This window comes from Corynebacterium segmentosum (assembly GCF_900637825.1).
GTDB classification, from domain to species: domain Bacteria; phylum Actinomycetota; class Actinomycetes; order Mycobacteriales; family Mycobacteriaceae; genus Corynebacterium; species Corynebacterium accolens.
In genome coordinates, this window is the sequence record NZ_LR134408.1 from 229,743 (window position 1) to 251,914 (window position 22,172).

At 58.7% G+C, this 22,172-nt stretch carries 19 protein-coding genes; 11 read left to right on the top strand and 8 right to left on the bottom strand.

All coding sequences use genetic code 11. The features are described 5' to 3' along the window. Nucleotides 1–176: 176 nt before the first annotated feature. On the top strand, nucleotides 177–518 hold the full coding sequence (locus EL217_RS01170; RefSeq protein ID WP_232018341.1) for a hypothetical protein: 342 nt from the start codon (nucleotides 177–179) through the stop codon (nucleotides 516–518). On the opposite strand, the gene EL217_RS01175 is transcribed toward EL217_RS01170, so the two are convergent. Next, the gene (locus EL217_RS01175) at nucleotides 502–2,124 is read right to left on the bottom strand and encodes an AMP-binding protein (protein WP_126318109.1); all 1,623 of its coding nucleotides are present in this window, start codon (nucleotides 2,122–2,124) and stop codon (nucleotides 502–504) included. The genes EL217_RS01170 and EL217_RS01175 overlap by 17 nt on opposite strands. Nucleotides 2,125–2,276: 152 nt before the next feature. Between EL217_RS01175 and EL217_RS01180 the strand changes: the two genes are divergently transcribed. Genes EL217_RS01180 through EL217_RS01190 form a run of 3 tightly spaced genes read left to right on the top strand, consistent with a single transcriptional unit; the run spans nucleotide 2,277 to nucleotide 4,862 of the window. Then, entirely contained in the window at nucleotides 2,277–3,095 is an 819-nt protein-coding gene (locus EL217_RS01180) for a GDSL-type esterase/lipase family protein (RefSeq protein WP_023016607.1), read from the top strand. Nucleotides 3,096–3,147: 52 nt separating this feature from the next. Continuing rightward, nucleotides 3,148–4,248 carry an S-(hydroxymethyl)mycothiol dehydrogenase gene (locus EL217_RS01185; RefSeq protein WP_126318111.1) on the top strand — a complete coding sequence of 367 codons (1,101 nt, stop codon included), beginning with the start codon at nucleotides 3,148–3,150 and terminating at the stop codon, nucleotides 4,246–4,248. Next, entirely contained in the window at nucleotides 4,248–4,862 is a 615-nt protein-coding gene (locus EL217_RS01190) for an MBL fold metallo-hydrolase (protein WP_126318113.1), read from the top strand. The genes EL217_RS01185 and EL217_RS01190 overlap by 1 nt, the downstream gene beginning before the upstream one ends. Here EL217_RS01190 and rfbA read toward each other — a convergent pair. From rfbA to EL217_RS01220, 6 genes are all read right to left on the bottom strand, one after another. Next, on the bottom strand, nucleotides 4,859–5,707 hold the full coding sequence (gene rfbA, locus EL217_RS01195) for a glucose-1-phosphate thymidylyltransferase RfbA (RefSeq protein WP_126318115.1): 849 nt from the start codon (nucleotides 5,705–5,707) through the stop codon (nucleotides 4,859–4,861). The genes EL217_RS01190 and rfbA overlap by 4 nt on opposite strands. Before the next feature lie 2 nt (nucleotides 5,708–5,709). Further along, a complete protein-coding gene (gene rfbD / locus EL217_RS01200; RefSeq protein WP_126318117.1) occupies nucleotides 5,710–7,095 on the bottom strand; it encodes a dTDP-4-dehydrorhamnose reductase in 1,386 nt (461 codons plus the stop codon). A 2-nt stretch (nucleotides 7,096–7,097) separates the two neighbouring features. Further along, the gene (gene rfbB / locus EL217_RS01205; RefSeq protein ID WP_126318119.1) at nucleotides 7,098–8,102 is read right to left on the bottom strand and encodes a dTDP-glucose 4,6-dehydratase; all 1,005 of its coding nucleotides are present in this window, start codon (nucleotides 8,100–8,102) and stop codon (nucleotides 7,098–7,100) included. A 134-nt stretch (nucleotides 8,103–8,236) separates the two neighbouring features. Then, nucleotides 8,237–9,793: an HNH endonuclease signature motif containing protein gene (locus tag EL217_RS01210; protein ID WP_023030017.1), complete on the bottom strand. Its 1,557-nt coding sequence runs from the start codon at nucleotides 9,791–9,793 to the stop codon at nucleotides 8,237–8,239. Nucleotides 9,794–9,946: 153 nt separating this feature from the next. Further along, on the bottom strand, nucleotides 9,947–11,272 hold the full coding sequence (locus tag EL217_RS01215) for a M1 family metallopeptidase (RefSeq protein WP_126318121.1): 1,326 nt from the start codon (nucleotides 11,270–11,272) through the stop codon (nucleotides 9,947–9,949). Between the two features lie 36 nt (nucleotides 11,273–11,308). Continuing rightward, nucleotides 11,309–12,388 carry an alpha/beta hydrolase gene (locus tag EL217_RS01220; protein WP_005276560.1) on the bottom strand — a complete coding sequence of 360 codons (1,080 nt, stop codon included), beginning with the start codon at nucleotides 12,386–12,388 and terminating at the stop codon, nucleotides 11,309–11,311. 634 nt (nucleotides 12,389–13,022) lie between these two features. Here EL217_RS01220 and lpdA point away from each other — a divergent pair. Beyond that, on the top strand, nucleotides 13,023–14,435 hold the full coding sequence (lpdA, locus tag EL217_RS01225; RefSeq protein ID WP_005276561.1) for a dihydrolipoyl dehydrogenase: 1,413 nt from the start codon (nucleotides 13,023–13,025) through the stop codon (nucleotides 14,433–14,435). A 92-nt stretch (nucleotides 14,436–14,527) separates the two neighbouring features. On the opposite strand, the gene ramB is transcribed toward lpdA, so the two are convergent. Next, a complete protein-coding gene (gene ramB, locus EL217_RS01230; protein ID WP_126318123.1) occupies nucleotides 14,528–15,937 on the bottom strand; it encodes an acetate metabolism transcriptional regulator RamB in 1,410 nt (469 codons plus the stop codon). A 372-nt stretch (nucleotides 15,938–16,309) separates the two neighbouring features. Here ramB and EL217_RS01235 point away from each other — a divergent pair, with 372 nt between their 5' ends. The 6 genes from EL217_RS01235 to EL217_RS01260 all read left to right on the top strand — a co-directional run bounded on the left by EL217_RS01235 (nucleotide 16,310) and on the right by EL217_RS01260 (nucleotide 22,171). Beyond that, the gene (locus EL217_RS01235) at nucleotides 16,310–17,065 is read left to right on the top strand and encodes a succinate dehydrogenase cytochrome b subunit (RefSeq protein ID WP_023030021.1); all 756 of its coding nucleotides are present in this window, start codon (nucleotides 16,310–16,312) and stop codon (nucleotides 17,063–17,065) included. Between the two features lie 15 nt (nucleotides 17,066–17,080). Then, entirely contained in the window at nucleotides 17,081–19,096 is a 2,016-nt protein-coding gene (locus tag EL217_RS01240) for a fumarate reductase/succinate dehydrogenase flavoprotein subunit (RefSeq protein ID WP_126318125.1), read from the top strand. After that, on the top strand, nucleotides 19,096–19,845 hold the full coding sequence (locus EL217_RS01245; RefSeq protein WP_126318127.1) for a succinate dehydrogenase/fumarate reductase iron-sulfur subunit: 750 nt from the start codon (nucleotides 19,096–19,098) through the stop codon (nucleotides 19,843–19,845). The genes EL217_RS01240 and EL217_RS01245 overlap by 1 nt, the downstream gene beginning before the upstream one ends. A 56-nt stretch (nucleotides 19,846–19,901) precedes the next feature. Then, nucleotides 19,902–20,276 (top strand): hypothetical protein, encoded by a 375-nt coding sequence (locus EL217_RS01250; RefSeq protein ID WP_005276566.1) that lies wholly within the window; start codon nucleotides 19,902–19,904, stop codon nucleotides 20,274–20,276. Between the two features lie 209 nt (nucleotides 20,277–20,485). Next, the gene (locus tag EL217_RS01255; protein ID WP_126318129.1) at nucleotides 20,486–20,770 is read left to right on the top strand and encodes a transposase; all 285 of its coding nucleotides are present in this window, start codon (nucleotides 20,486–20,488) and stop codon (nucleotides 20,768–20,770) included. A 252-nt stretch (nucleotides 20,771–21,022) separates the two neighbouring features. Beyond that, nucleotides 21,023–22,171, top strand: a complete 1,149-nt coding sequence (locus EL217_RS01260; protein ID WP_232018402.1) for an ImmA/IrrE family metallo-endopeptidase — start codon at nucleotides 21,023–21,025, stop codon at nucleotides 22,169–22,171. Nucleotide 22,172 lies beyond the last annotated feature (1 nt).

Genomic DNA, 22,172 nt, shown 5'->3' on the forward strand with positions numbered 1-22,172 from the left:
GAAGCAGGCCATATGGCCTCGATGAGGGAAGGAACGAGACACTGCTTATTGCTACCGTCGCAGCAGAAATCCTCTTTTGGGCGTGCCTTATTCTGGGCGGTGTTCTCCGCTACATCGTCAAGGCCCCAAGAATTGGACTGGCATTCTTTATCGCTACGCCAATTATTGACATAGTCTTGTTAATTTTCTCATTTTTCACTCTGCATAATGACGGCGAAGCGGGATTCATGCACGGTTTCGCAGCTTTTTATATCGCATTTTCGCTGGTCTTTGGCGGCGATATTATCCGCGCGGTTGATCGGAAACTCAGCGGGAAGTCGAAAACCGAGTCTGGGAATCAGTCCGATAATAATGTAAGAAAATCCGTATATGCTAGTGCGGTGACGGCTGCGATCCTGATAGTTAGCATCGCGGTGGTAGGGCTAAACGGCAGCTTCTGGTTGATTTATTGGCTTATTGCCGTGCTCTTTACCCCACCGATGTGGTGGGGCATTGAAAAATTTAGTCGCCGTGCTTGAGCAGGCGCGGAACCACCTTGCCGGTGGCATTGCGCGGCAGCTTGGATAAGAAATGCACATCGCGGGGCACGGAGTGCTCGGCGAGTTTATCGTGCACCCAGGCGCGGATGGCATCGGCAGTCAGTTCGCGGCCAGCGGCATCGGCAGTAGGCACCGCCCAGACGGCGATGCGGCTGAAGGTCTCGCTATCCTCCACGCCACCCGCGTGCACTTCATCGATGCCGGGCATGGCCTCGAGCACCTCGGTCACGGACTGGGGGTGGACATTCTCGCCGCCCACGATGATCATGTCATCGGCCCGGCCCACGACGTGGAGGAAGCCCTGCTTGTCGATGTACCCCAGATCACCGATCGACAACAACCCATCGACCCGATTGAGCTTGAGCTTGGGGTTGGTATAGCCGGTCATGGCGGTGGAATTGGTGAGGTAGATTTCGCCCACCTCGCCGCGGGGAACGGGGTGGCCCTCCTTATCGAGGATGCGCAGCTTGGTGCCATTGGCCACCTTGCCCACTACGTCGGGGTTTTCTGCGACCTGTTCCATCGTGGCCGTTGAGGCAAGCGCCAGCTCCGTGGAACCATAAACATTGCAGAGGATGGGGCCGAAGCGCGCATTGGTGTCCTTGACCACCTGCGGGGTAAGGGCATTGCCGGCAGAGGCGATGAAGTTCAGGCTCGAGGTATCGAAGGCGCCCTCGGGATCGTGATCCACCAAGCGCTTGAAAAAGATGGGGGAGGAGAGCATGCCGTCGAGGCGGTAGCGTTGGACATCATCAAGCACCTGCTCCGGCTCAAAAACGCGGCGGGTGACGATGGTATTGCGCAGCCCCAAGGCGATATTGATGCAGGCCCAACCCCAGGTGTGGAAGATGGAGGCCGTCATCTGCACGCGCTGATCGGCGCGCCACGGGATATTGCCCACGATGGAGGCGAGGACAACCGGCAAGGTCGGCTCGGGACGGACGATGCCCTTGGGGATGCCGGTGGTGCCGGAGGACATCAGCACGATGGGGCCGTGCTTGGGAAAGGTAGGCAGCGCGATATCCAGGGGATTCTTCACGATCTTATCGAGCGTGGGTAGATCGCTTGCCCCCGTATCGTGGGCGATAATGACCGGGATATCGAGGTTGGGATCGACGCGGTCGATGAATTCATCATCGATGACCAGGACGTTAATGCCATTTTCTTCGATGCAGCCGGCGAGCTGCTCTGGGGAGGAACCGACATTGAGCAGATAGATCCCAGCGCCGGCGTAGCCCTTGGCACCGAGGGGGATGATGATGCCGCGGCCGTTGCGGGCCATGACGCCGAGCCGGATTTCTGGCAGCTGCAAAGACTGCAGGTAGCGGGCAAAATTCTGCGTGTGGGATCGCAGCTGGCGGTAGGTGAGGGTGCCGTCGTCATCGATAAGCGCGAGGCGATCGGGGCAGGTTAAATAGGCCTGCTCGATTTCGCGGGCCGTGGTAAAGCGATAGCGCGCAAGGTTGGGTAGGAGCTTGAGCTGCCCGCTCAGCCCGTCTTGCCGGGTTATCAGCCCCGATTTGAAGAGGGCAGGGAAGAACTGGCTGAGCGCGGACGCGTGGAAAGAAACATCAGACAATTTCATGAAAGAGATAACTCCGAAAAGGCGAAGATAACAAAAATATAACTACGATCGATATCGTTAGAAGGAAAGATGATGTTGCTTCTAACTCGAAAAATGTTACTGGAGTGACTAATCTACACTTAAGTTACAAGGTTTGAAGAAAAGGTCCCTCAATGAAATCCCTAAAACTCAAGGCATTTTCGGTCGTCGCTTCCGCGATTGCGGTGGTGGGCGTGGCGGTAGCGGCTCCGCAGGCTAGCGCGGCAGAGCGCAATCTCGTTTCCTTCGGCGACTCGGTCATGGCGGATCCGAACGGCGGGGAATACTTGAAGGACCGTTTCAATCCAACGCGGGTAATCGGAGAAAACTGCCCCACCTCCTTCAACTATGCGAAGCGGGCCGGCGCCAAGATGGGCCTGCCGGTGCGCGATTTTTCCTGCTCTGGTGCGGTGTCGATGTCGAACGGCCCGCAGATTTGGCAGCAGGTGGATGCCGCCATCGGATCGGGCGCGCTGACCCCGGATACGGCGCGCGTGTTGATTACCACCGGCTTCAACGACACCTATAACCACCGCGATCTGAACATGGATCAGATCCGCCGGGAATTTACGGATCGCACCGCCCCGCAGGTTGAGCGGATTAAGCAGGCCGCACCGAATGCCCGCATTCAGATCGTGGGCTACCCCACCATCGGTTCGGGGCCGCACTACTGCCTCGTCCACGTTGGCCCGACGCCGCTGGATTCGACCTTCCTGCCCATGGTTCAGGACTACGAGAATAAGGCGCAGTGGATGCAGGTTGATCTGGCGGCCCGCACCGGCGTGCAGTTTTTGGATATGAAGCCATCGACCCGCAATAACGGCATGTGCGCTAATGCGAATGACCGCATGTGGGCAGGTCTCGTGGACTTTACGGCGGGCGCGGGTAACTTGCCTATCCACATGAACCAGCGTGGCCACGAGCACGCGGCCAATGTGATTGCGGCTTCCTAGCAACTATTTTCATTACCGCGGCCATATTGAAAATGTAGGTATGGTTGTGGACATGACTGTAAAAGCTGTTATTGCCCGCTCTAAGGGCGCGGAAGTTGAGACCGTAAATATCGTCGTTTCCGATCCCGGCCCCAATGACGTCATCGTGCGGGTGCAGGCTTGCGGTGTATGCCACACCGACTTGGCCTACCGCGATGGTGACATCGAGGATGCCTTCCCCTTCCTGTTGGGCCACGAGGCGGCAGGCGTGGTGGAGACCGTAGGTTCTGCGGTTACCCACGTGGAAGAGGGCGATTTCGTCGTTCTGAACTGGCGCGCAGTGTGCGGCGAGTGCCGCGCTTGCAAGAAGGGCGAGCCCAAGTACTGCTTCAATACCCACAACGCGTCCGCTCGCATGACACTCGCGGACGATGATCCGGACGCCGGCACCGAGCTCACCCCTGCGCTGGGCATCGGTTCCTTCGCAGAGAAAACCCTGGTCCACGAGGGCCAGTGCACGAAGGTCGATGACATGGACCCCGCAGCTGCCGGCCTACTGGGCTGCGGCATCATGGCCGGCTTGGGCGCTTCCGTCAATACCGGCGATATCCAGCTGGGCGAGTCCGTGGCCATCTTCGGTTGCGGCGGCGTCGGCGTCGCGGCTATTGCTGGTGCGAAGCTGGCGGGCGCGGCGAAGATCATCGCCGTAGATATCGACGAGTCCAAGCTGGAGACGGCGCGCGAGTTCGGCGCCACCGACACCATTTGCTCGAAGGGCATGTCGGGGCAGGAGGTCATCGATGCGGTGCGCGATCTCACCGGCGGCTTCGGCACGGACGTTTCCATCGACGCGGTGGGCATCCAGCCGACGTGGCGCCAGGCCTTCTACTCCCGCGATCATGCCGGCCGCATGGTGATGGTGGGCGTTCCTAACTTGACCGACCACGTGGATATCCCCGCCATCGACCTCTACGGCCGCGGCGGTTCCATCAAGCCGGCTTGGTACGGCGACTGCTTGCCGGAGCGCGACTTCCCCGCATACGTTGCCCTGCACAAGGCCGGCAACTTCCCGCTGGATAAGTTCGTCTCGGAGCGCATCGCGCTTGACGATGTCGAGTCTGCCTTCCAAACTATGAAGGACGGCAAGGTACTACGTTCGGTGGTGGAATTTTAATGCAGATTGAAAGCACGGTAACTTCTGGCAAGTTCCGCTTGGATGGCGGCGAATGGGACGTGGACAATAACGTCTACGTGCTAGGCGATGCCTCCAGCGTCTACATCGTCGACCCCTCCCACGACCTCGATGCCGTGGCAGAGCTGGTGGGCGACCGCAAGGTCGAGGGCATCATCCTGACCCACGGCCACAACGATCACTGCGAGCTCGCGCCGGAGGCGGCGAAGCGCTTCGATGCGGATGTCTACATGCACCCGGACGATGATATGCTCTGGCGAGAGGCGAATGGCGATGCCCACTACATCGACCTAGCCGATAACGGCCAGTTCGACATCAACGGCGAGAAGATCACCGTCTACCACACCCCGGGCCACTCGCCGGGCTGCGTCGTCCTCTACGTCGATGGCACGCTGCTGTCTGGCGATACCCTGTTCAACGGCGGCCCTGGCGCGACGGGGCGCAAGTACTCGGATTTCGATGTCATCATCGAATCCCTGCGCAACGTCGTGTTCAACCTGCCGGATGACACGAAGGTCTTGCCGGGCCACGGCGATGCCACGACGGTGGGAGCGGAAGCGGCGCGCATCGACGAGTACATCGAGCGCGGCTACTAATAATCGCGCAAGTACTCTCCGTAGCCGGATTTGAGGAGGGGCTGGGCTAGCGCTTCCAGCTCTGCCTGGGAGATGAATCCGGCTTCGCAGGCCGCCACCTCGGGGGAACCGATGATGATGCCCGTCCTCTTCTGCATCACCTCTACATAGGCGGCGGCCTCGCTCATGGAATCGACGGTGCCGGTATCCAACCACACGCTGCCGCGATGGAGGCGCTGCACGCTCAGCGCGCCGCGGCGCAGGTAGGCCTCGTTGATGGAGGTAATCTCGAGCTCCCCGCGATCGCTTGGCGTGATGGACTTAGCGATATCGATGACCGAATTATCGTAGAAATACAGCCCGACGACGGCATGATTAGACCGCGGTTCCGCCGGCTTTTCTTCAATGCTGAGCGCTTGGCCGGCTTGATCAAATTCCACGACTCCGTAGCGCTGCGGATCCGATACCTCATAGGCAAAGATGATGCCGCCCTCTGGATTGCGGCACTGCCTTAGTTCCCCGCCGAAGCCGTGGAAGATATTATCGCCGAGGACCAGCGCAACGCTGTCATCACCAATGAAATCCTCCCCAATCAAAAAGGCTTGCGCCAATCCTTCTGGGCGGGCCTGCACGGCGTAATCGATCATCAACCCGAGCTGGGATCCATCCCCGAAGAGCCTTTGAAACGCCCCAGCGTCCTCTGGGGTGGTGATGATGAGGATCTCCCGAATGCCCGCCTGGATGAGCGTGGTCAACGGGTAGTAGATCATCGGCTTGTCATAGATGGGCATGAGCTGCTTAGAGATGCCCTTAGTAATGGGATAAAGCCGCGTTCCGGATCCACCGGCGAGGATTATGCCTTTCATCGCTACTCCTCGCTGGCCTTGCTGGGCTCGCCAGGAACGCTAGGGTACAGCGCGAGGTACAAGGCGAGGGCGGCCCGCCAATTCTGCGGGGAAAAGCCCGTGGCCTCGATTTTATCTAGGGCAAGCGTCGATTCCTTGGGCCGCGGTGCTTCGGGGCCGGCGATTTCCCGATACTCCTCCGTGCTTACCGGCGTGACCTCTGATGGGTCATGGCCCAAGCCGATGAATACGGACATCGCCATTTCATCGCGCCCGACGGTATCGCCAGAATTGGAAATATTATAGATTCCGTACTCGGGCTGGGTGTGCAAGAGATGCGCGATGCCCTTCGCCAGATCCTCGGCAAAGGTGGGGCGTCCGCGCTGGTCATGGATGACCTTCGGCTCTTTATCCGCTTCGGCAAGACGGCGCATGGTGGCGATGAAGTTTGGGCCATCGCCAAATACCCACGAGGTGCGCACGACATAATGCTGCGGCGCGGTTTGCGCGGCGGTTTCGCCAGCGGCCTTCGACGCCCCGTAGGCGGAAAGGGGCGAGGGAATCTCGTCTTCGGTATGCAGCTCCTTAGAACCATCGAAAATGTAGTCGCTGGATACGTGCACGAAGGTCAGCTGGTTTTCGGCAGCGATGCGGGCGAGCTTGGCCGGCGCTTCGGCGTTGACGGCCCAGGCGGCGGCGCGATCGTCCTCCGCACCATTGACGTCGTTGTAGGCGGCGCAGTTGATGATGGCCTCGTATTGCTTCCACTGGCGCTGCGGGGGATTGGTGATGTCGAATTCCGCATGCGTGCAGAACTCGGCATTCTTGAGAACCCGCTTCAGCGCCCTACCGAGCTGACCATTCGCACCGGTCACGAGGATTTTGCGGGGTGGCATGGGGGTGACGTCGGCAAGCGCAGGCAGGTGCTTGTCCTTTTCTGATACCTCGCGTGGCTCGAGGGGCCACTCCACCACGTCGAGGTTGATTCCGGTATAGCGCGCTTCGGGGGACCAGTGCTCGTTGACCAGATAAGAATAAGAAGTATCCTCGAGGGCTTGGAAGCCATTGGCAACCCCGCGGGGCACAAATACGGCGGTCTCCGGACCCACTTCATGGGTGACGATTTCGCCGAAAGTTGCGGAGCCTTCCCGCAGATCGCACCAAGCGCCAAAGATCTTGCCGTTCGCGACGGAGACGAGCTTGTCCCAAGGCTCGGCGTGCAGCCCGCGCGTGGCACCAGTGCGGTTATAAGAAATATTATTTTGCACCGGCTGGAACGAAGCCAACTCTGGTGCGACCTCACCAAGCTTTTCGCGCTGCCAGTTTTCCTTGAACCAGCCACGGTTATCCCCGTGCACGTCCAGCTCGATGATGCGTAGGCCTTCAATGGCGGTGTTGTGTACCTGCATAATTACTGTCCTCGCTCTTTATAGTGGGCTTCTACAGATTCCTTTTGGGAGCGCCACCACGTTTCGTTATCGCGGTACCAGGCGATGGTATTTTCCAAGCCCGCCCGGATATCGGTAAAGCGGGGCTGCCACTCTAATTCGCGGCGCAGCTTGGTAGCGTCCATGGCATAGCGCTGGTCATGGCCGGGGCGGTCCGCCACGTGCTCGTACAGGGCTCGACCTTCCTGGGTATGCCCCATGAGTTCGCAGATTATCTCGATGATGCGCTTATTATCGATGTCCGGCTGGTCAGCGCCGATATTATACGTTTCACCAATCCGCCCCTCTTCGATGATTTTTAGCACCGCCGCGTTGTGATCGTCGACGTGGATCCAGTCACGAACCTGCTCGCCCGTGCCGTAGAGCTTGGGGGTATGCCCGGAGAGGATATTGGTGATTTGGCGCGGGATGAATTTTTCGATGTGTTGGTAAGGCCCGTAATTATTTGAGCAATTAGAAATGGTGGCGCGCAGGCCAAAGGATCGGACCCATGCCCGCACGAGGTGATCGGAGCTCGCCTTGGTGGCCGAATAAGGGCTGGAGGGTGCATAGGCGGTCTCCTCCGTGAACTTGGTATCCGCCCCAATTTCCAAGTCCCCGAAGACCTCATCGGTAGAAACGTGGTGAAAGCGGACATCGTATGCCCGGCAGGCCTCTAGGAGGGTATATGTACCCACCACATTGGTGTGGATAAAAGGGGAGGGATCCCGCAGGGAATTATCATTGTGAGACTCCGCGGCGAAGTGCACTACGATATCCGCCTTAGCGACGAGCGGATTCACCACCGTAGCATCCGCGATATCGCCCTCCACTAATTCCACATCGAGCCCCGCAAGGTTATCCCGGTTGCCGGCATAGGTCAGCTTATCCAAGACGATGATGCGGGTATCTGGGCGGACCTTGGCCATGAGGCGCACGAAATTGGCACCGATGAAGCCGGCGCCGCCAGTAACGAGCATGGTGTGCATGAGTCTCCAGTGTAGGGCAGTCCGTACAAGCGCTGCGCGTGGCCAGCCCCAAAACGCTTGTACACGCACTTCTAGGCCGCACGACATGATCGTACGGCCTGAAGGCACGGTAGAGAGTGGGTGGTAGGGTATGCTCACGCTGCGCCGGGAGGCGGCGGAGAAGGTGGTGAGTCCGGAGCCGAAGGCTGCGGCGAATCGCCCGGGGAACTGGGTGGTGAATCCACCGGGGCATGAGGCTGAGCAGGCGGGTCGGCGAGCTTGCGCGCCGGGGCTTGCTCTGCCGCAGGGGAGTCATTGAGCTCCACCGAGGGTGAAAGCCCGCCGGTATGCGCTGAGCGGTAGCCCACTCGGCCCGTTTCTGGGTCTCTTTCCGCATGCCCCATGCCATTGCCGCCATCGCGGTTATCGTTATTGTCCACGTGGTGCCGGCGGCAGAGCAGGGTGAGGTTCCGGAGGTCTGTAGCTCCCCCGTGGGACCACGCCTGCAGGTGGTGGACATCGCAGTCTTGCCATGGCCGGTTGCAGTCCGGGTGGGTGCACACGATTTCCCCGGCAGCGAGCGCTAGCTTTTGCCATAGCGAAGCGGTGCGCTTGGTGCGACCGAGCTCGAGCGGGAAGCCCTTGTCATCGACGGCGCAGAAAAAGTCGTGCTGCGCAGCGCCCAAGCGGAGAAGATCGAGCGGAGATAGATCGATTCCCGCGCTTGTGGTGAAGCGGGTATCGCTGCTCATCGCTTGTAGCTCTTCCAGAGTGGTGGCGACGAAGAAGGAGCCGAGGCCATCCGATTTCTTCTGGCCCGCGGACAAATAGCTGCCTAGTGCCGCGGTCAACTGATCCGCCATGCGCTGGGCATAGGTGCGGGTATCGTCTTCGGGGCTCAGGCTCTCGCTGCCCTTATTCTTGGCAGGGGCGAAGGCGCTGGCCAAGACCGCGGCGGCGGAGGCATCGAGGTAGCCGGAGATGTGCACGCCACCGTCTGCATCTTGGTTAGAAATGCTGAAGCGGCGCTTGCGGGTGGCCGCGTGCGGATCGCGCTTCCCAGAGGGATCGACGGCGTGCTTATTTGCTTTGCGGATGGCCTGACGCAGCCAATCGCGCAGAGATTCATAAGAGCGGCGCTTGGCCTCTTCCAAGGCCTTATTGCGCAGCTCCCGCGGCCCAGGGACCGCGAACTTATTGAGGTTGCGCAGCTCCCGTTCGATGAGGTTGAGGATGCGCTCTGGGATAGGGTCTTCCTCGAAGAGCTTCTTGCGGCGCTGTTCTTCCGCGCGGCGCTCACGTTCGGCGCGGCGGCGCGCTTCCTCCTCGGCTTTCTTTTGCGCGGCCGCGTCTGCCTCGTCGTCTGCTGGCGGGGGAGTAGGTTCAGGATCCTCGATGGGTGCAAAGAGGTTCTTGCCGTTGCGCAGGCGTGCGGCGGCTTCGGACTCCGTGAGGCCAAGGCGGGCGACTAAATAGTCCTTAGCCTTAGAGGAGCCGACCCGCCTGCCGGCATCATCGCGCTCTGCAATAAAGGCAAAGGCGGCATCGATAGTGGATTTATTGCCCAGCGCCCGTTCTAAATGCTCGAAGTTAGGGTGGAGCAATTCGAAGGAGAGATCGTCCGGATTCTGCATAAGGTTGCGCAGGCGCGTAAGCCCCGCAGTCACATCAGAAATCGCTGAATTGATTTCTGTATGCTTAGCAGTTTCCATGGTTCCCTCCTTCCTGTTTCGCTTTCATGTTCTATTCTAGGTCAATAAAACACCAGCGCAACCGCAAGAAAGGAATTGGTCAATAGACTGTACAATCCCCACTAGTACGGGCCTGTCCATAAACAAAACCACGGCAAATAGCGCCCAAAACCACTAGTCCGGAAACTTGGGCAACGCGGTTTCATCGAGCCATGCGGCAACGGTGGCATCGAAAAGAGCGGCGTCCGGCGCAGCCTCCCGGAAGGACGAGAGGAGATCTGCGGGCTCGACCACGGAGTGCTGATGCTGGGTGAGGTAGGAGGTGAGGGTGGGGAAGAAGGCATCGCCAAGCAGCCGGTGAATGGCGTGCACCGCGAGGGCACCGCGCTTGTACACGCGGTCATCGAACATATCGCGCGCGCCCGGGTCAGAAACCTTGATGTCCTGCCGCTTGCGGGCCAAGACCTGGTAATGCGAGCGCGCCGCCTCGCGCGCGGACGCGCCTCCCTTGTGCTCGCCCCATAACCACTCGCTGTAGCAGGCAAAACCCTCATTGAGCCAGATATCCTTCCACGCAGAAAGGCCGACGGAATTGCCAAACCACTGGTGGGAAAGCTCGTGGGCGATGAGCCTCTCGAAGGCGTGATCGCCCTTGACATGGTTGGAACCAAAAATGGACAAGCCTTGGGCCTCGAGGGGAATCTCCAGCTCATCCTCGGTAATGACGACCTGATAGGCGGGGAAAGGATAAGGCCCATAGAGAGAGGAGAAGAAATCCACCATCTCCTGCTGCTGGGAAAACTCCTCGCGCACGCGCTCGCGCAAGAACGCCGGCGCCCACGCCTGGGTATCAGCCCCCAGCGAATATGAAGAGAACTCGCCTACCTGCACCGTTGCCAGGTATGTGGCCATGGGGTGGCGCGTGCGGTAGTGCCACCGAGTGGTGGAACCGCCGGCCTTGCGGGAGACCAATTCACCATTGGAAATGACGGTAAAGGGGCTATCGGCGGTGATGATGATGTCATACGTCGCCTTTTCAGAAGGCGTGTCATCGCAGGGGAACCAGCTGGGCGCGCCATTGGGCTGGCTGGCCACCAACGAGCCGGATTCGGTTTCCTCCCAACCAATTTCACCCCATGTGGTGCGGATGGGGCGCGGGCTGCCGCCGTAGCGAATGTGCAGCTCAAACTCGGTTCCGGCAGGGATTTCGGAGGCAAAACGCAAGCGCAGCTTCCCAGAAGATTGGCGGAACTTGGCCACCCGGGGCGCGTGCTTGGCGGTCACGCGCCGCGCCACCATCGCCCCGCCAAGATCTAAGGTTAAGGAGGTCAGTTCCTCCACCGCGCGCACGCTCAAAATGGCCTCGCCCTGCAGCAGGTTAGGCTCCACGCGGTAGTTCAAGTACAGCGTGTAGTGGGTGACTTCAAAACCAAGGTTGAAGTTCACGCCGGTATAAGGATCAGTATGCGCACGCGAAAAGCCGGTAGGAAGCAATGTCATAATTGCACCCTACCGCCCGTTGCGCGCAGCCTAAATTTAGCTATTGAAGCCCCGCTCGAATACTGGCCAGGAATCCTTCAGATCCTGGTTCCAGTGTGGCCACGAGTGGGTTCCGGTATTGCGGAAGTTAAAGGTTGCTGGCACGCCAGCCTGGTCAAGCTTGGCCTTGAAGTTGTGGGTGCAGTAGTTCACCCCGGCCTCGATGGCGCCGCCTTCAACCTGCAGGGTAGCGGAGCCCTGCGCTGCCTGGAGCGGGTTGTAGCCCTTGGACTGGATGTAGGAGAACGTGTCTTCCTCGCTAGCCAGACCAGAGCCGGAGGACACGTACAGCTCGGTGCCGTGCAGCTTCTCGGCATTCATCATGGCGTCGTTATAGCGGTTGGTGGGAGAACCCAGCGGGCCCCACATCTGGTCCACGCTGCCGCCGCCGCGGCCAACGGTCAGCTCTACGCCCTGGCGCTCAATGGGGTACGCGGTAGCCGCGCAACCTGCAAAGGAACCAACGGCGTCGTAGAAGCCCTGGTTGTGCTGTGCCAGCAGCAGGGAGGAGGTTGCGGACATGGACATGCCCGCAATGGCGCGGTGGTTATCGGCATTGATGTGCTTCTCGATGGCCCCCGGCAGCTCCTTGGTCAAGAAGGTCTCCCACTTCTGTGGCCCCTGGAGGAAGCCCGAATTCGGCTCAGAGATCCAGTCGGTGTAGTAGGAGAAAGCGCCGGCCTGCGGGACAACGACGTTGACGTCCTTCGAGTGGTAGAAGTCAACGGCATCAGAAAGCTTCAGCCAATCCATGTCCTGTTCCGCGCCGCCTGCACCGTTGAGCAGGTACACGGTCGGGCGGTTTTCATGCTGGGCGCGGACGACGGCCAAAGGAATCTTCCGGCCGTTCATCGCCGGCGAGGTTGCCTCGAGCTTTTCAACGCGCGCGTCATCCTTGTACTTCTTGTACCAGGACTTACCCTCGATTTCCGGGGTAGGCTCCAGCGGGGAAATCGTGGACTGTGCGGCATCGCCCGCCACCTGCTGCGGGGTCAGCTCGGCCGCGCCTGCCACGGGGGCATAAGCCAAGCCCGTGCAAACCGCAGCTGCCGCGAGGACAGAATTGAGACGCTTCATGGTGCTTCTTTCCTGTAGGGAGTGGACTCGATAACTATACTTCGGCCGCGAAAAATCGGCATATTGAGGAAGTATATTCAGTGTTTAGCCATATAGATATCGCCATTTATAGTGCCCAATAAATGCCCGCCGGTAAAGACCTAGGCCGATTTGGGGCATGAGCGGGGGTAAGCGGTGCTCTATACGCCTGTACCTTTGTTAATAATAACAAACACTGTGACAATAGAGGTTTGTGTGTCATAATCTCCCAAGAAGTCGCGGCGCAGCTGTAACGCCAGCAGAAATGGCTGCGTTAGTGCTTTTAGTGTGAAAAGCTAAGCAGTGCGATTGTGCACGTGCGCTCCAACAAAAGAAAGAACCTCAATGAACGTTTTCGATACCGTCCTCGTTTCCATCAACGAATTCCTCGGCCCCTTCATCCACTCCGCGTTGGAGGCCTACTCCAAGCTGCTGGTTTCCCTTCACCTGATCTAAACCTGCGAAGCCTCAAGGGCCCTGCGGGGGTGCATCTGCTGCTTGCCGATGCCTCCCTTCGCAGGGCCCTTTCCTTCTTCTCACCGCCGCATGGGGTGGGGTGCCCCCAAGTGTGACCAATTACGCGACAATGAGGAGAAAGTTACGTATCCTGTAGGGCGTGACTAACGAACATTATGACGTAGTAGTACTCGGTGCGGGCCCTGGCGGCTACGTTGCCGCCATCCGCGCAGCTCAGCTTGGAAAGAAAGTCGCTGTTATTGAAAAGCAGTACTGGGGCGGAGTCTGCCTCAACGTAGGCTGTATTCCCTCCAAGTCGCTGCTGAAGAATGCAGAGGTTGCCCACACCTTCAACCACGAGGCGAAGGCTTTTGGCATCTCCGGCGATGTTTCCTTTGATTTCGGTGTGGCCCACAAGCGTTCCCGCAAGGTTTCTTCGGGCATCGTCAAGGGCGTTCACTACCTGATGAAGAAGAACAAGATCACCGAGATCAACGGTCTGGGTTCCTTCAAGGACGATAAGACCATTGAGATTACTGAGGGCGATGATGAAGGTAAGACCGTTACCTTCGATGACTGCATCATCGCTACCGGCTCCGTGGTCAAGTCCCTGCCTGGCGTTGAGCTGGGCGGCAATATCGTTTCCTATGAAGAGCAGATCCTGAACGAGGAAGCACCGAAGTCCATGGTCATTGTGGGCGCCGGCGCCATCGGCATGGAGTTTGCTTATGTGCTGGCCAACTACGGTGTGGACGTCACTATCGTGGAGTTCATGGACCGCGTCCTGCCGAATGAGGACAAGGACGTATCCAAGGAGATTGCCAAGCAGTACAAGAAGCTCGGCGTGAAGCTCCTGACCGGTTACAAGACCACCTCTGTGAAGGACAACGGCGACGATGTCACCGTTGAGGTGGAATCCAAGGATGGTTCCAAGCAGGACACGCTGACCGTGGATCGCGCCATGATTTCCATCGGCTTCGCTCCGCGCGTTGAGGGCTTTGGCCTTGAGAACACCGGCGTTGAGCTGACTGAGCGCGGTGCCATCGACATCGATGACCGCATGCGCACCAACGTTGACCACATTTACGCCATCGGTGACGTCACCGCGAAGCTGCAGCTGGCACACGTGGCAGAGGCACAGGGCGTTGTAGCGGCAGAAACCATTGCTGATGCAGAAACCCAACTCTTGGGTGACTACAACAACATGCCGCGAGCCACCTTCTGCAACCCGCAGGTCGCATCCTTCGGCTACACCGAAGAGGCAGCCAAGGAGAAGTTCCCTGATAAGGACATCAAGGTTGCTACCTTCCCGTTCTCCGCAAACGGTAAGGCAGCCGGCCTGAATGAGACCGCCGGCTTTGTGAAGCTTATTGCTGACGGCGAGTTCGGCGAGCTCATCGGTGGACACATGGTGGGTTCCAACGTGTCGGAGCTGTTGCCAGAGCTGACCTTGGCGCAGCGTTTCGACCTGACCACTGAGGAAATCGGCCGCAACGTACACACCCACCCGACCTTGTCTGAGGCCATGAAGGAAGCCGCCGAGGGTATCAGCGGCCACATGATCAACCTCTAAACAAGCGTCCCCTATACCGCATAACGGCACCGCAGCGTTCTCCAGAAAGGAGGACCGCGGTGCCGTTTCGCTGTGTGCAGCTAAAAGCCCAGCTAGTAAGGCGCGACCGCCGAGCGGTGAATATCGATATCGATCGCCTCGTTAATGGGCGGGAAAGCGCGCTGCGAGCAGTTTTCGCGCGCGCAAGTACGGCAGCCAGGGCCGATGGGCGTGGCGGCGTGGAGATTGGTGAGGTCGAGGCCGTCTGCATAAACCGTGCGATCGGCGTGGCGGGCCTCGCAGCCCAGGCCAATGGCGAAGAGCTTATTGGTATCGCCGTAGCGCCCTTGGTGGTGCTGCACGGCGCGGGAAATCCACAGGTAGTTGCGCCCATCAGGCATCTGCGCCAGCTGACGCGAGATGACCCCCGGGCGGGTGAAGGTCTCATAGACATTCCAGAGCGGGCAGGTGCCGCCATTATTGGAAAAGTGCACGCCGGTGGCGGATTGCCGCTTGGACATATTGCCGGCGCGATCCACGCGCACGAAGGTAAACGGAACGCCGCGCAAGTTATCGCGCTGCAGGGTGGAAAGCCGGGAGGCGACCGTCTCGTATCCCACGCCGAAGACCTGGCACAGATACTCCACGTCGTAGCCGGCGCGCTCGGCCTCGCTGTGCATCATGGCATAGGGCATGAGCGTGGCGGCTGCAAAGTAGCTGGCCAAGCCGCGTTGCGCCAGGCTGCGGGAGGCATCAGAGGTAAAGGGTTCATCGGCCACGAGCGCGGAGATTTGCTTCTGGGCCTCGAGCAGGCCGAGCTCGGCGGCCATGCGGAAGGCGCGTTGGCCCTCGCTCAAGCGCGAGGCGAGCGTGAACTTCCCGCTCTCGCGGTCAAAGCGGTGCAGCGTGCCATCCATCTGCGCCGTGAGCTCGATTTCTACGCCGTGTTCCTCGCGCAGCCGGTTCGCCAGCGCCTGCTCAGTATCGCGAATGCCGAACCCGGAAACGCCGAGGTCACCGGCGAGCTCCTCCGCGTGATGGTCCAGCCCGTCCAGGTAATTCTGCCGGGCATAGAAGAAGTCGCGCACCTCATCGTGCGGCATGGATAAGGCGGCGGCGCTTTCCGATGTCCGTCTCGTGTCCGTAGCCAGCGACAGCTTATCGCGCACATTGCGGTAGCGACGGTGTACATCGACAAGCGTGCGGGCAACGGTGGGGTGGTTATATACCAGCTCCGATAGCTCCTGGAGCTCCACCGGGGAGGGGCAGAGCTCCTTGTCTTGGATGACGTCCTGGATCTCCGCGAGGAGGCGGGAATCATCGTCGCGGGAGAAAAACGTGGCGTCGACGCCAAAGACCTCGGTAATGCGCAGCAGCACCGGCACCGTCAGCGGGCGGACGTCGTGTTCAATCTGGTTGACGTAACTAGCGGAAAGGCCGAGGGCGCCAGCTAGGGAGGCTTGGCTGAGATCGCGTTCGCGGCGAAGCTGGCGAAGGCGAGATCCCACATACGTCTTACTCATGCGCCAAAGGTTACTAGTAGCGAGCGCGGCTGTGCATCTTTATGGCGAAAATTTTGTGAAGACTCTTCGCTACCTGGACACGCTGTTTGTGGGGTTTCATGCGAAAGTTTGACACATAAAGGGGTGGGTTAATCACTTGCGCAACATGGAGTGGCGAAGCTCACAATTTGGGCTACAAATATGAAACATCTGCATTGCGGAAATGAAGGTACCCAAGGTAACAGCGTTTTCGCATTCTTGTTCTCAGGATACCCTTACCTAAAAGATCTCACCGCCTAGTCGCGCTTGCGAACCAGGAGCAATTGGCCGCTCGAAAATAACTAGTAACCAGCGGTTAAGCCCAGTTAAGGTAAGTACGACTATGGAGGTGTCATGACTTTAAGAAATCCGGACCGTGAGGCAATCGCTCACGGCCACATCACTAATGAACCAATTCGTCAGCAGCCCGGAACGCCATCGTGGGTACTGAAGCTCATCATGGCCGTTACCGGTTTGCTCTTTGCGCTTTTCGTCGTCGGCCACATGGCCGGCAACCTGAAGCTGTACATGCCGGCACACAACGGTGAGCCCGCCCTGGATGAGTACGGCGAGTTCCTGCGCTCTATGGGTGAACCGCTGTTGCCGCATGGCTCTGCCCTGTGGATCATCCGCATCGTGCTGATCGTGGCAATCCTTGCCCACATCTACGGTGCCTTTACCTTGGCTTCTCGCTCCAAGGCATCCCGCGGAAAGTTCAAGCGCACCAACCTGATGGGTGGCCTGGATTCCTTCGCCACCAAGTCCATGCTGGTAACCGGTGTCGTGCTGCTGCTCTTCATCATCTTCCACCTGCTGGACCTCACCTTGGGTGTACAGCCGATGGCCCCAGAGGGCTTCGTTGAAGGCTCTGTCAAGGCCAATATGATCGAAACCTTTAGCCGTTGGCCGGTCACCATCTTCTACGTGCTGGCAATGTGCTGCCTCTTCCTGCACCTGACCCACGGCATTCGCCTCGCCGCATCTGACCTGGGTATCACCGGTGCCAAATGGCGTCAGACCTTCTTGGTCTTGGCCTACATCATCCCGGCCGTTGTATGCATCGGCAACATCGTTATGCCTTTGTCCGTTGCCCTGGGCTTGGTCAGCTAAAGGAGATAGGAACCCATGACTACTACTGAACTCAAGCGTGAACACCCCAACTTCTCGCACCCAAAGTCCATCGTTGAGGGCGTCTCCGCTGGTAATATCCTGGAATCCCAGGAACCGCACGGCGTGCCGATGAAGGATATGTGGGCTCACCACGTTGACCACATGAACCTGGTCTCCCCACTGAACCGCCGCAAGTTCGAGGTCCTCGTTGTAGGTACCGGCTTGTCCGCGGGTGCTGCTGCGGCAGCCCTTGGTGAATTGGGCTACGGCGTCAAGGTCTTCACCTACCACGACTCCCCGCGCCGCGCGCACTCCATTGCTGCGCAGGGTGGTGTCAACGCCTCCCGCGCCAAGAAGGTGGATAACGACTCCGCGTACCGCCACACCAAGGACACCGTAAAGGGCGGCGACTACCGCTGCCGCGAGTCTGACTGCTGGCGCCTGGCTAACGAGTCCGTTCGTGTTATCGACCACATGAACGCCATCGGCGCCCCGTTCGCCCGTGAATACGGCGGCACCTTGGCCACCCGTTCCTTCGGTGGTGTGCAGGTCTCCCGTACCTACTACACCCGTGGCCAAACAGGTCAGCAGCTGCAGCTGTCCACGACCTCTGCACTGTACCGTCAGATCGGCCTGGGCAATGTGGAGCTTTTTGCCCACAACGATATGCAGGACATCATCACCTATGAGGACAACGGCAAGAAGCGCGCGGGCGGCATTGTCACCCGCAACCTGATTACCGGTGAGCTCAAGGCCTTCACCGGCCACGCCGTCATCCTGGGTACCGGTGGTTACGGCAACGTTTACCACATGTCCACCCTGGCGAAGAACTCCAACGCCAGCGCCATGATGCGCGCTTATGACAAGGGCGCTTATCTGGCTTCCCCGGCGTTCGTGCAGTTTCACCCGACGGGCCTGCCGGTCAACTCTGACTGGCAGTCCAAGACCATTTTGATGTCGGAGTCCCTGCGTAACGATGGCCGCATCTGGTCGCCCAAGGAAGAGGGCGACGACCGCGACCCGAACACCATTCCGGAGGAAGAGCGCGACTACTTCTTGGAGCGCCGCTACCCGGCCTTCGGCAACCTGGTTCCCCGTGACGTTGCCTCCCGTGCAATTTCCCAGCAGATCAACAAGGGCCTGGGCGTTGGACCGCTGAAGAACTCGGTCTACCTTGACTTCCGCGACGCCATCGAACGTTTGGGTAAGGATAAGATCCGCGAGCGTTACTCCAACCTCATTCAGATGTATGAAGAGGCCATTGGTGAGTCCGCGTACGAGACCCCCATGCGCATCGCTCCTACCTGCCACTTCACCATGGGCGGCCTGTGGACCGACTTCAACGAGATGACCTCTATTGACGGCCTCTTCGCCGCCGGTGAGTGCTCCTGGACCTACCACGGTGCTAACCGCCTGGGCGCTAACTCCCTGCTTTCGGCTTCCGTTGATGGCTGGTTCACCCTGCCGTTTACCATCCCGAACTACTTGGCTGACCACCTCAATGAGGACAAGCTGGCCGAGGATTCCGCTGAGGCACAGGAAGCCGTGCAGAAGTCCCAGGAGCGCATCGATAAGCTGATGCAGGTCCACGGCGATGACCCGCACGGTCCGTCCCACTACCACCGCCAGCTGGGTGACCTGCTGTACTTCGGCTGCGGTGTGTCCCGTAACGTCGATGACCTGAAGGACACCATCGAGAAGATCCGCGCGCTGCGCGATGACTTCTGGAAGAACGTCCGCATCCCTGGTGAGGCGAATGACATGAACCAAGTCCTGGAATACGGCCTGCGCGTTGCCGATTACCTGGACCTGGGTGAGCTCATGTGCATCGACGCCCTCGACCGCGATGAGTCCTGCGGCGCTCACTTCCGCGAAGATCACCTTTCTGAAGAAGGCGAAGCCGAGCGTGACGATGAAAACTGGTGCTTCGTTTCCGCCTGGGAGCCGGGCGCGAACAAGAACGAGTTCATCCGCCACGCAGAACCCCTGTACTTTGACTCGATCCCGCTGATGACAAGGAACTACAAGTAATGAAATTGACACTTGAGATCTGGCGTCAAGCCGGACCCACCCAGGAAGGTAAATTCGAAACCGTCCAGGTGGATGATGCCTCCGAGCAGATGTCCATTCTGGAGCTATTGGACCACGTCAACGACGGCTATGTTGAGCGCGGCGAAGAACCGTTCGCTTTCGCTTCTGACTGCCGCGAGGGCATCTGCGGTACCTGTGGTTTGACCGTCAACGGTCGCCCACACGGCCCGGGCCAGAACACCCCTGCCTGCCAGCAGCGCCTGTTCAACTTCAACGATGGCGACACCATTCAGCTCGAGCCCTTCCGCTCCGCTGCGTACCCCGTCATCAAGGACATGGTGGTTGACCGCTCCGCACTGGACCACGTGATGGAGCAGGGCGGTTACGTATCCATGGATGCCGGCACCGCACCGGATGCCGATACCATGCACATCAACCACGAGACCGCCGAGTACTCGCTGGACCACGCAGCCTGCATTGGTTGCGGTGCCTGCGTTGCTGCCTGCCCGAACGGTGCGGCACACCTGTTCACCGGCGCCAAGCTGGTTCACTTGTCCATGATGCCGCTGGGTAAGGAAGAGCGCGGCAGCCGTGCCCGCAACATGGTTGCTGATTTGGAATCCAACTTCGGCCACTGCTCCCTCTACGGTGAGTGCGCCGATGTCTGCCCGGCGGGCGTCCCACTGACCGCAGTATCTGCCGTTACCCGCGAACGTGCACGTGCTGCTTTCCGTGGCAAGGACGACTAAGCTAGAGTTATTCCGTAGGAATACTAGGAACGAGAGAAAGACAGAAAGACTCCGCCATGAGCGATAACACCCACGTAGTTGCTGACTACCAGAGCGAAACGTATCCGGAGTTCTCCGGCAAGATTCAGGACAACTACATCGAAGGCTACGACCCAGTATCCTTCGCAGCTCCTCACTCTTCCCTTCTCCGCACCTCCACGTGGGTCGGCATGGGCTTGATCCTGTCTTGCCTGCCGGCAGCCGGCATCCTCATCTGGGGCCTCGGCGTCTGGGATACCCCGCTGGGCACCGCAGGTGAAGGCAACTACGGCCTGACCATCGCCATCGGCGTCATTTCCTTGGTTGTGGTGGCCATCGCCGCCGCCGGCACCATCCACTATGGACGCCGTTACTACCGCCAGTACCGCAAGGAAACCGGCCGAGTTAACTAGTATTCGCTCTTAAAGCACCTCCAGCCCCACCTCCAATAGCATTGAGAACATGCCAGGAGGCGGGGCTGTTCCTGTTTTGACGGGGAGCATGTGCTTTCCGATGCCCCAGCTGCCCCACACCCCGGATCTGCTCAGCTTTCACTGGCCCCTGTTTGGCGGACACCTGATATGCAGCCCAGTCGCGTTGGCAAGATTGGTACTCTACCACCATGTCCAGATACTCCGAACAGTTCAAACGCGATGCCGTGGCCCTCTATGAGAACAATGAGGGCCTTTCGCTGAACTCAGCATCAGCAGAGCTCGGTATCAACCGTGCGTCGCTGCATTCATGGGTCAAGAAGTACGGCACCGGTAAACGTGCCCGCATAAAAGCCATGCAGGATAAAGCCCAAGCGGCGAATGATGCCGAGCGGATCCGCCAGTTAGAAAAAGAAAAAGCACAACTGCGCGAAGAATGTGACATCCTGCGCAAGGCCGCCACATATTTTAACTAAAGCAGGCCACTGGTGATCGGCCCTAATCCCCGACGTGTCCACTTTCCGCGGTCAAGTCCCCCGATCGCTCACCGCCCGAACTATCTGCTATCGGTTAGGACAACAGGGGTATGACATCACACCCGAACTAGGAAGAAAATGGGACGAGAGATAAAATACGGTCCAACGTCAAAGATAGGCAGAATAAGTATTCTCTAAATGATCACGTGAAACGTTTACCCCGACCCCAGATGTAACCTAGGAAGGAATTTGATGGTACATGTTGAAATCGCTCCTTCCGTTCTTTCATGGGCTGTGGAACGTACACGGATTCCAGTCGAGCACCTTAAAGAAATTGCCGGCTTTAAGTTCGTCGACAAATGGCTCGAAGGAGAGAAGAACCCCACGCTCAACCAAGCGGAAAATCTAGCTAAACGGGCACGGATACCGTTTGGGTATCTATTGCTAGATGAGCCTGTAGACGACAGTGTAAAAGTCGCCGACTTCAGAACTGTCAAAAGCGGAGAACGGATTGATTACAGTCCTGATTTGGAAGAAGTTCTTCTCAACTCCGAGTCCGCACTAGCGTGGTATTCCGATTTCGTAACTGAAATGGGCGAAGAAGCCCCAGCGGTTTGTGGGAAATATAGTCTTGAGGATGACAGCAAAAAAGCAGCTAGGGCGGTCTTAGAAGAAGTCGACTGGTTCCCTGGGAAAAAAGACGGCACCCGAGACCGAGCTTTGATTCTCAGGGATGCGATTGAATCTCTCGGTGTTCTGGTCATGCGTAGCTCTGTCGTTGGCAACAGTACAAGTCGAAAGCTTGATATTGAGGAGTTCAGAGGCTTTACCCTTCTCAAAAAGGGATACGCTCTTATCTTCATCAACACCTCAGATGCTGCAGTTGCCCAGCTCTTTAGTTTGGCTCACGAGCTGGGGCATGTCCTCTTGGGCGAAGCGGGAATTTCGGGCGAGAGGAACGAACACCGTCGTGTCGAAAGGTGGTGCAATAGTTTCGCTTCCGAGTTTATTCTCCCAACGGCTAGCGCTTTAGATCTGTTCAATCAGTCTCAGAACTTGGAGGACTACGTGACAACGGCGTATCGACAATATGGCGTTAGCCGAGATACTGCCATCTGGACGCTATCCGACAATGGTGCCATCACTCGCTTGGACGCCCTCCATTACCTGTCTGGCGAACCATTGACGAACCAAAGGCAAAATTCAAACAGAGGAGGAAACTATTACAGTAACATCACCTCTCGACTCGGGCAGAGGTTTTCAGACACGGTAACGTATGCTTTTGCAGAAGGGCGCATCTCTCGTAAAGAGGCATCACGCCGATTAGGTGTTCCGAAGGCCTCCGCGCTAGAGAGCCTAGTCAGTCAACTTCAAGGGATTACCCCTGGAGCATTGGTCTAGT

Bases quoted from the DNA above. Each gene is read 5' to 3' on its own strand.
- EL217_RS01175 (WP_126318109.1), bottom strand. From the start codon at position 2,124: ATGAAATTGTCTGATGTTTCTTTCCACGCGTCCGCGCTCAGCCAGTTC.
- EL217_RS01180 (WP_023016607.1), top strand. From the start codon at position 2,277: ATGAAATCCCTAAAACTCAAGGCATTTTCGGTCGTCGCTTCCGCGATT.
- EL217_RS01185 (WP_126318111.1), top strand. From the start codon at position 3,148: ATGACTGTAAAAGCTGTTATTGCCCGCTCTAAGGGCGCGGAAGTTGAG.
- EL217_RS01190 (WP_126318113.1), top strand. From the start codon at position 4,248: ATGCAGATTGAAAGCACGGTAACTTCTGGCAAGTTCCGCTTGGATGGC.
- rfbA (WP_126318115.1), bottom strand. From the start codon at position 5,707: ATGAAAGGCATAATCCTCGCCGGTGGATCCGGAACGCGGCTTTATCCC.
- rfbD (WP_126318117.1), bottom strand. From the start codon at position 7,095: ATGCAGGTACACAACACCGCCATTGAAGGCCTACGCATCATCGAGCTG.
- rfbB (WP_126318119.1), bottom strand. From the start codon at position 8,102: ATGCACACCATGCTCGTTACTGGCGGCGCCGGCTTCATCGGTGCCAAT.
- EL217_RS01210 (WP_023030017.1), bottom strand. From the start codon at position 9,793: ATGGAAACTGCTAAGCATACAGAAATCAATTCAGCGATTTCTGATGTG.
- EL217_RS01215 (WP_126318121.1), bottom strand. From the start codon at position 11,272: ATGACATTGCTTCCTACCGGCTTTTCGCGTGCGCATACTGATCCTTAT.
- EL217_RS01220 (WP_005276560.1), bottom strand. From the start codon at position 12,388: ATGAAGCGTCTCAATTCTGTCCTCGCGGCAGCTGCGGTTTGCACGGGC.
- ramB (WP_126318123.1), bottom strand. From the start codon at position 15,937: ATGAGTAAGACGTATGTGGGATCTCGCCTTCGCCAGCTTCGCCGCGAA.
- EL217_RS01235 (WP_023030021.1), top strand. From the start codon at position 16,310: ATGACTTTAAGAAATCCGGACCGTGAGGCAATCGCTCACGGCCACATC.
- EL217_RS01240 (WP_126318125.1), top strand. From the start codon at position 17,081: ATGACTACTACTGAACTCAAGCGTGAACACCCCAACTTCTCGCACCCA.
- EL217_RS01245 (WP_126318127.1), top strand. From the start codon at position 19,096: ATGAAATTGACACTTGAGATCTGGCGTCAAGCCGGACCCACCCAGGAA.
- EL217_RS01250 (WP_005276566.1), top strand. From the start codon at position 19,902: ATGAGCGATAACACCCACGTAGTTGCTGACTACCAGAGCGAAACGTAT.
- EL217_RS01255 (WP_126318129.1), top strand. From the start codon at position 20,486: ATGTCCAGATACTCCGAACAGTTCAAACGCGATGCCGTGGCCCTCTAT.
- EL217_RS01260 (WP_232018402.1), top strand. From the start codon at position 21,023: ATGGTACATGTTGAAATCGCTCCTTCCGTTCTTTCATGGGCTGTGGAA.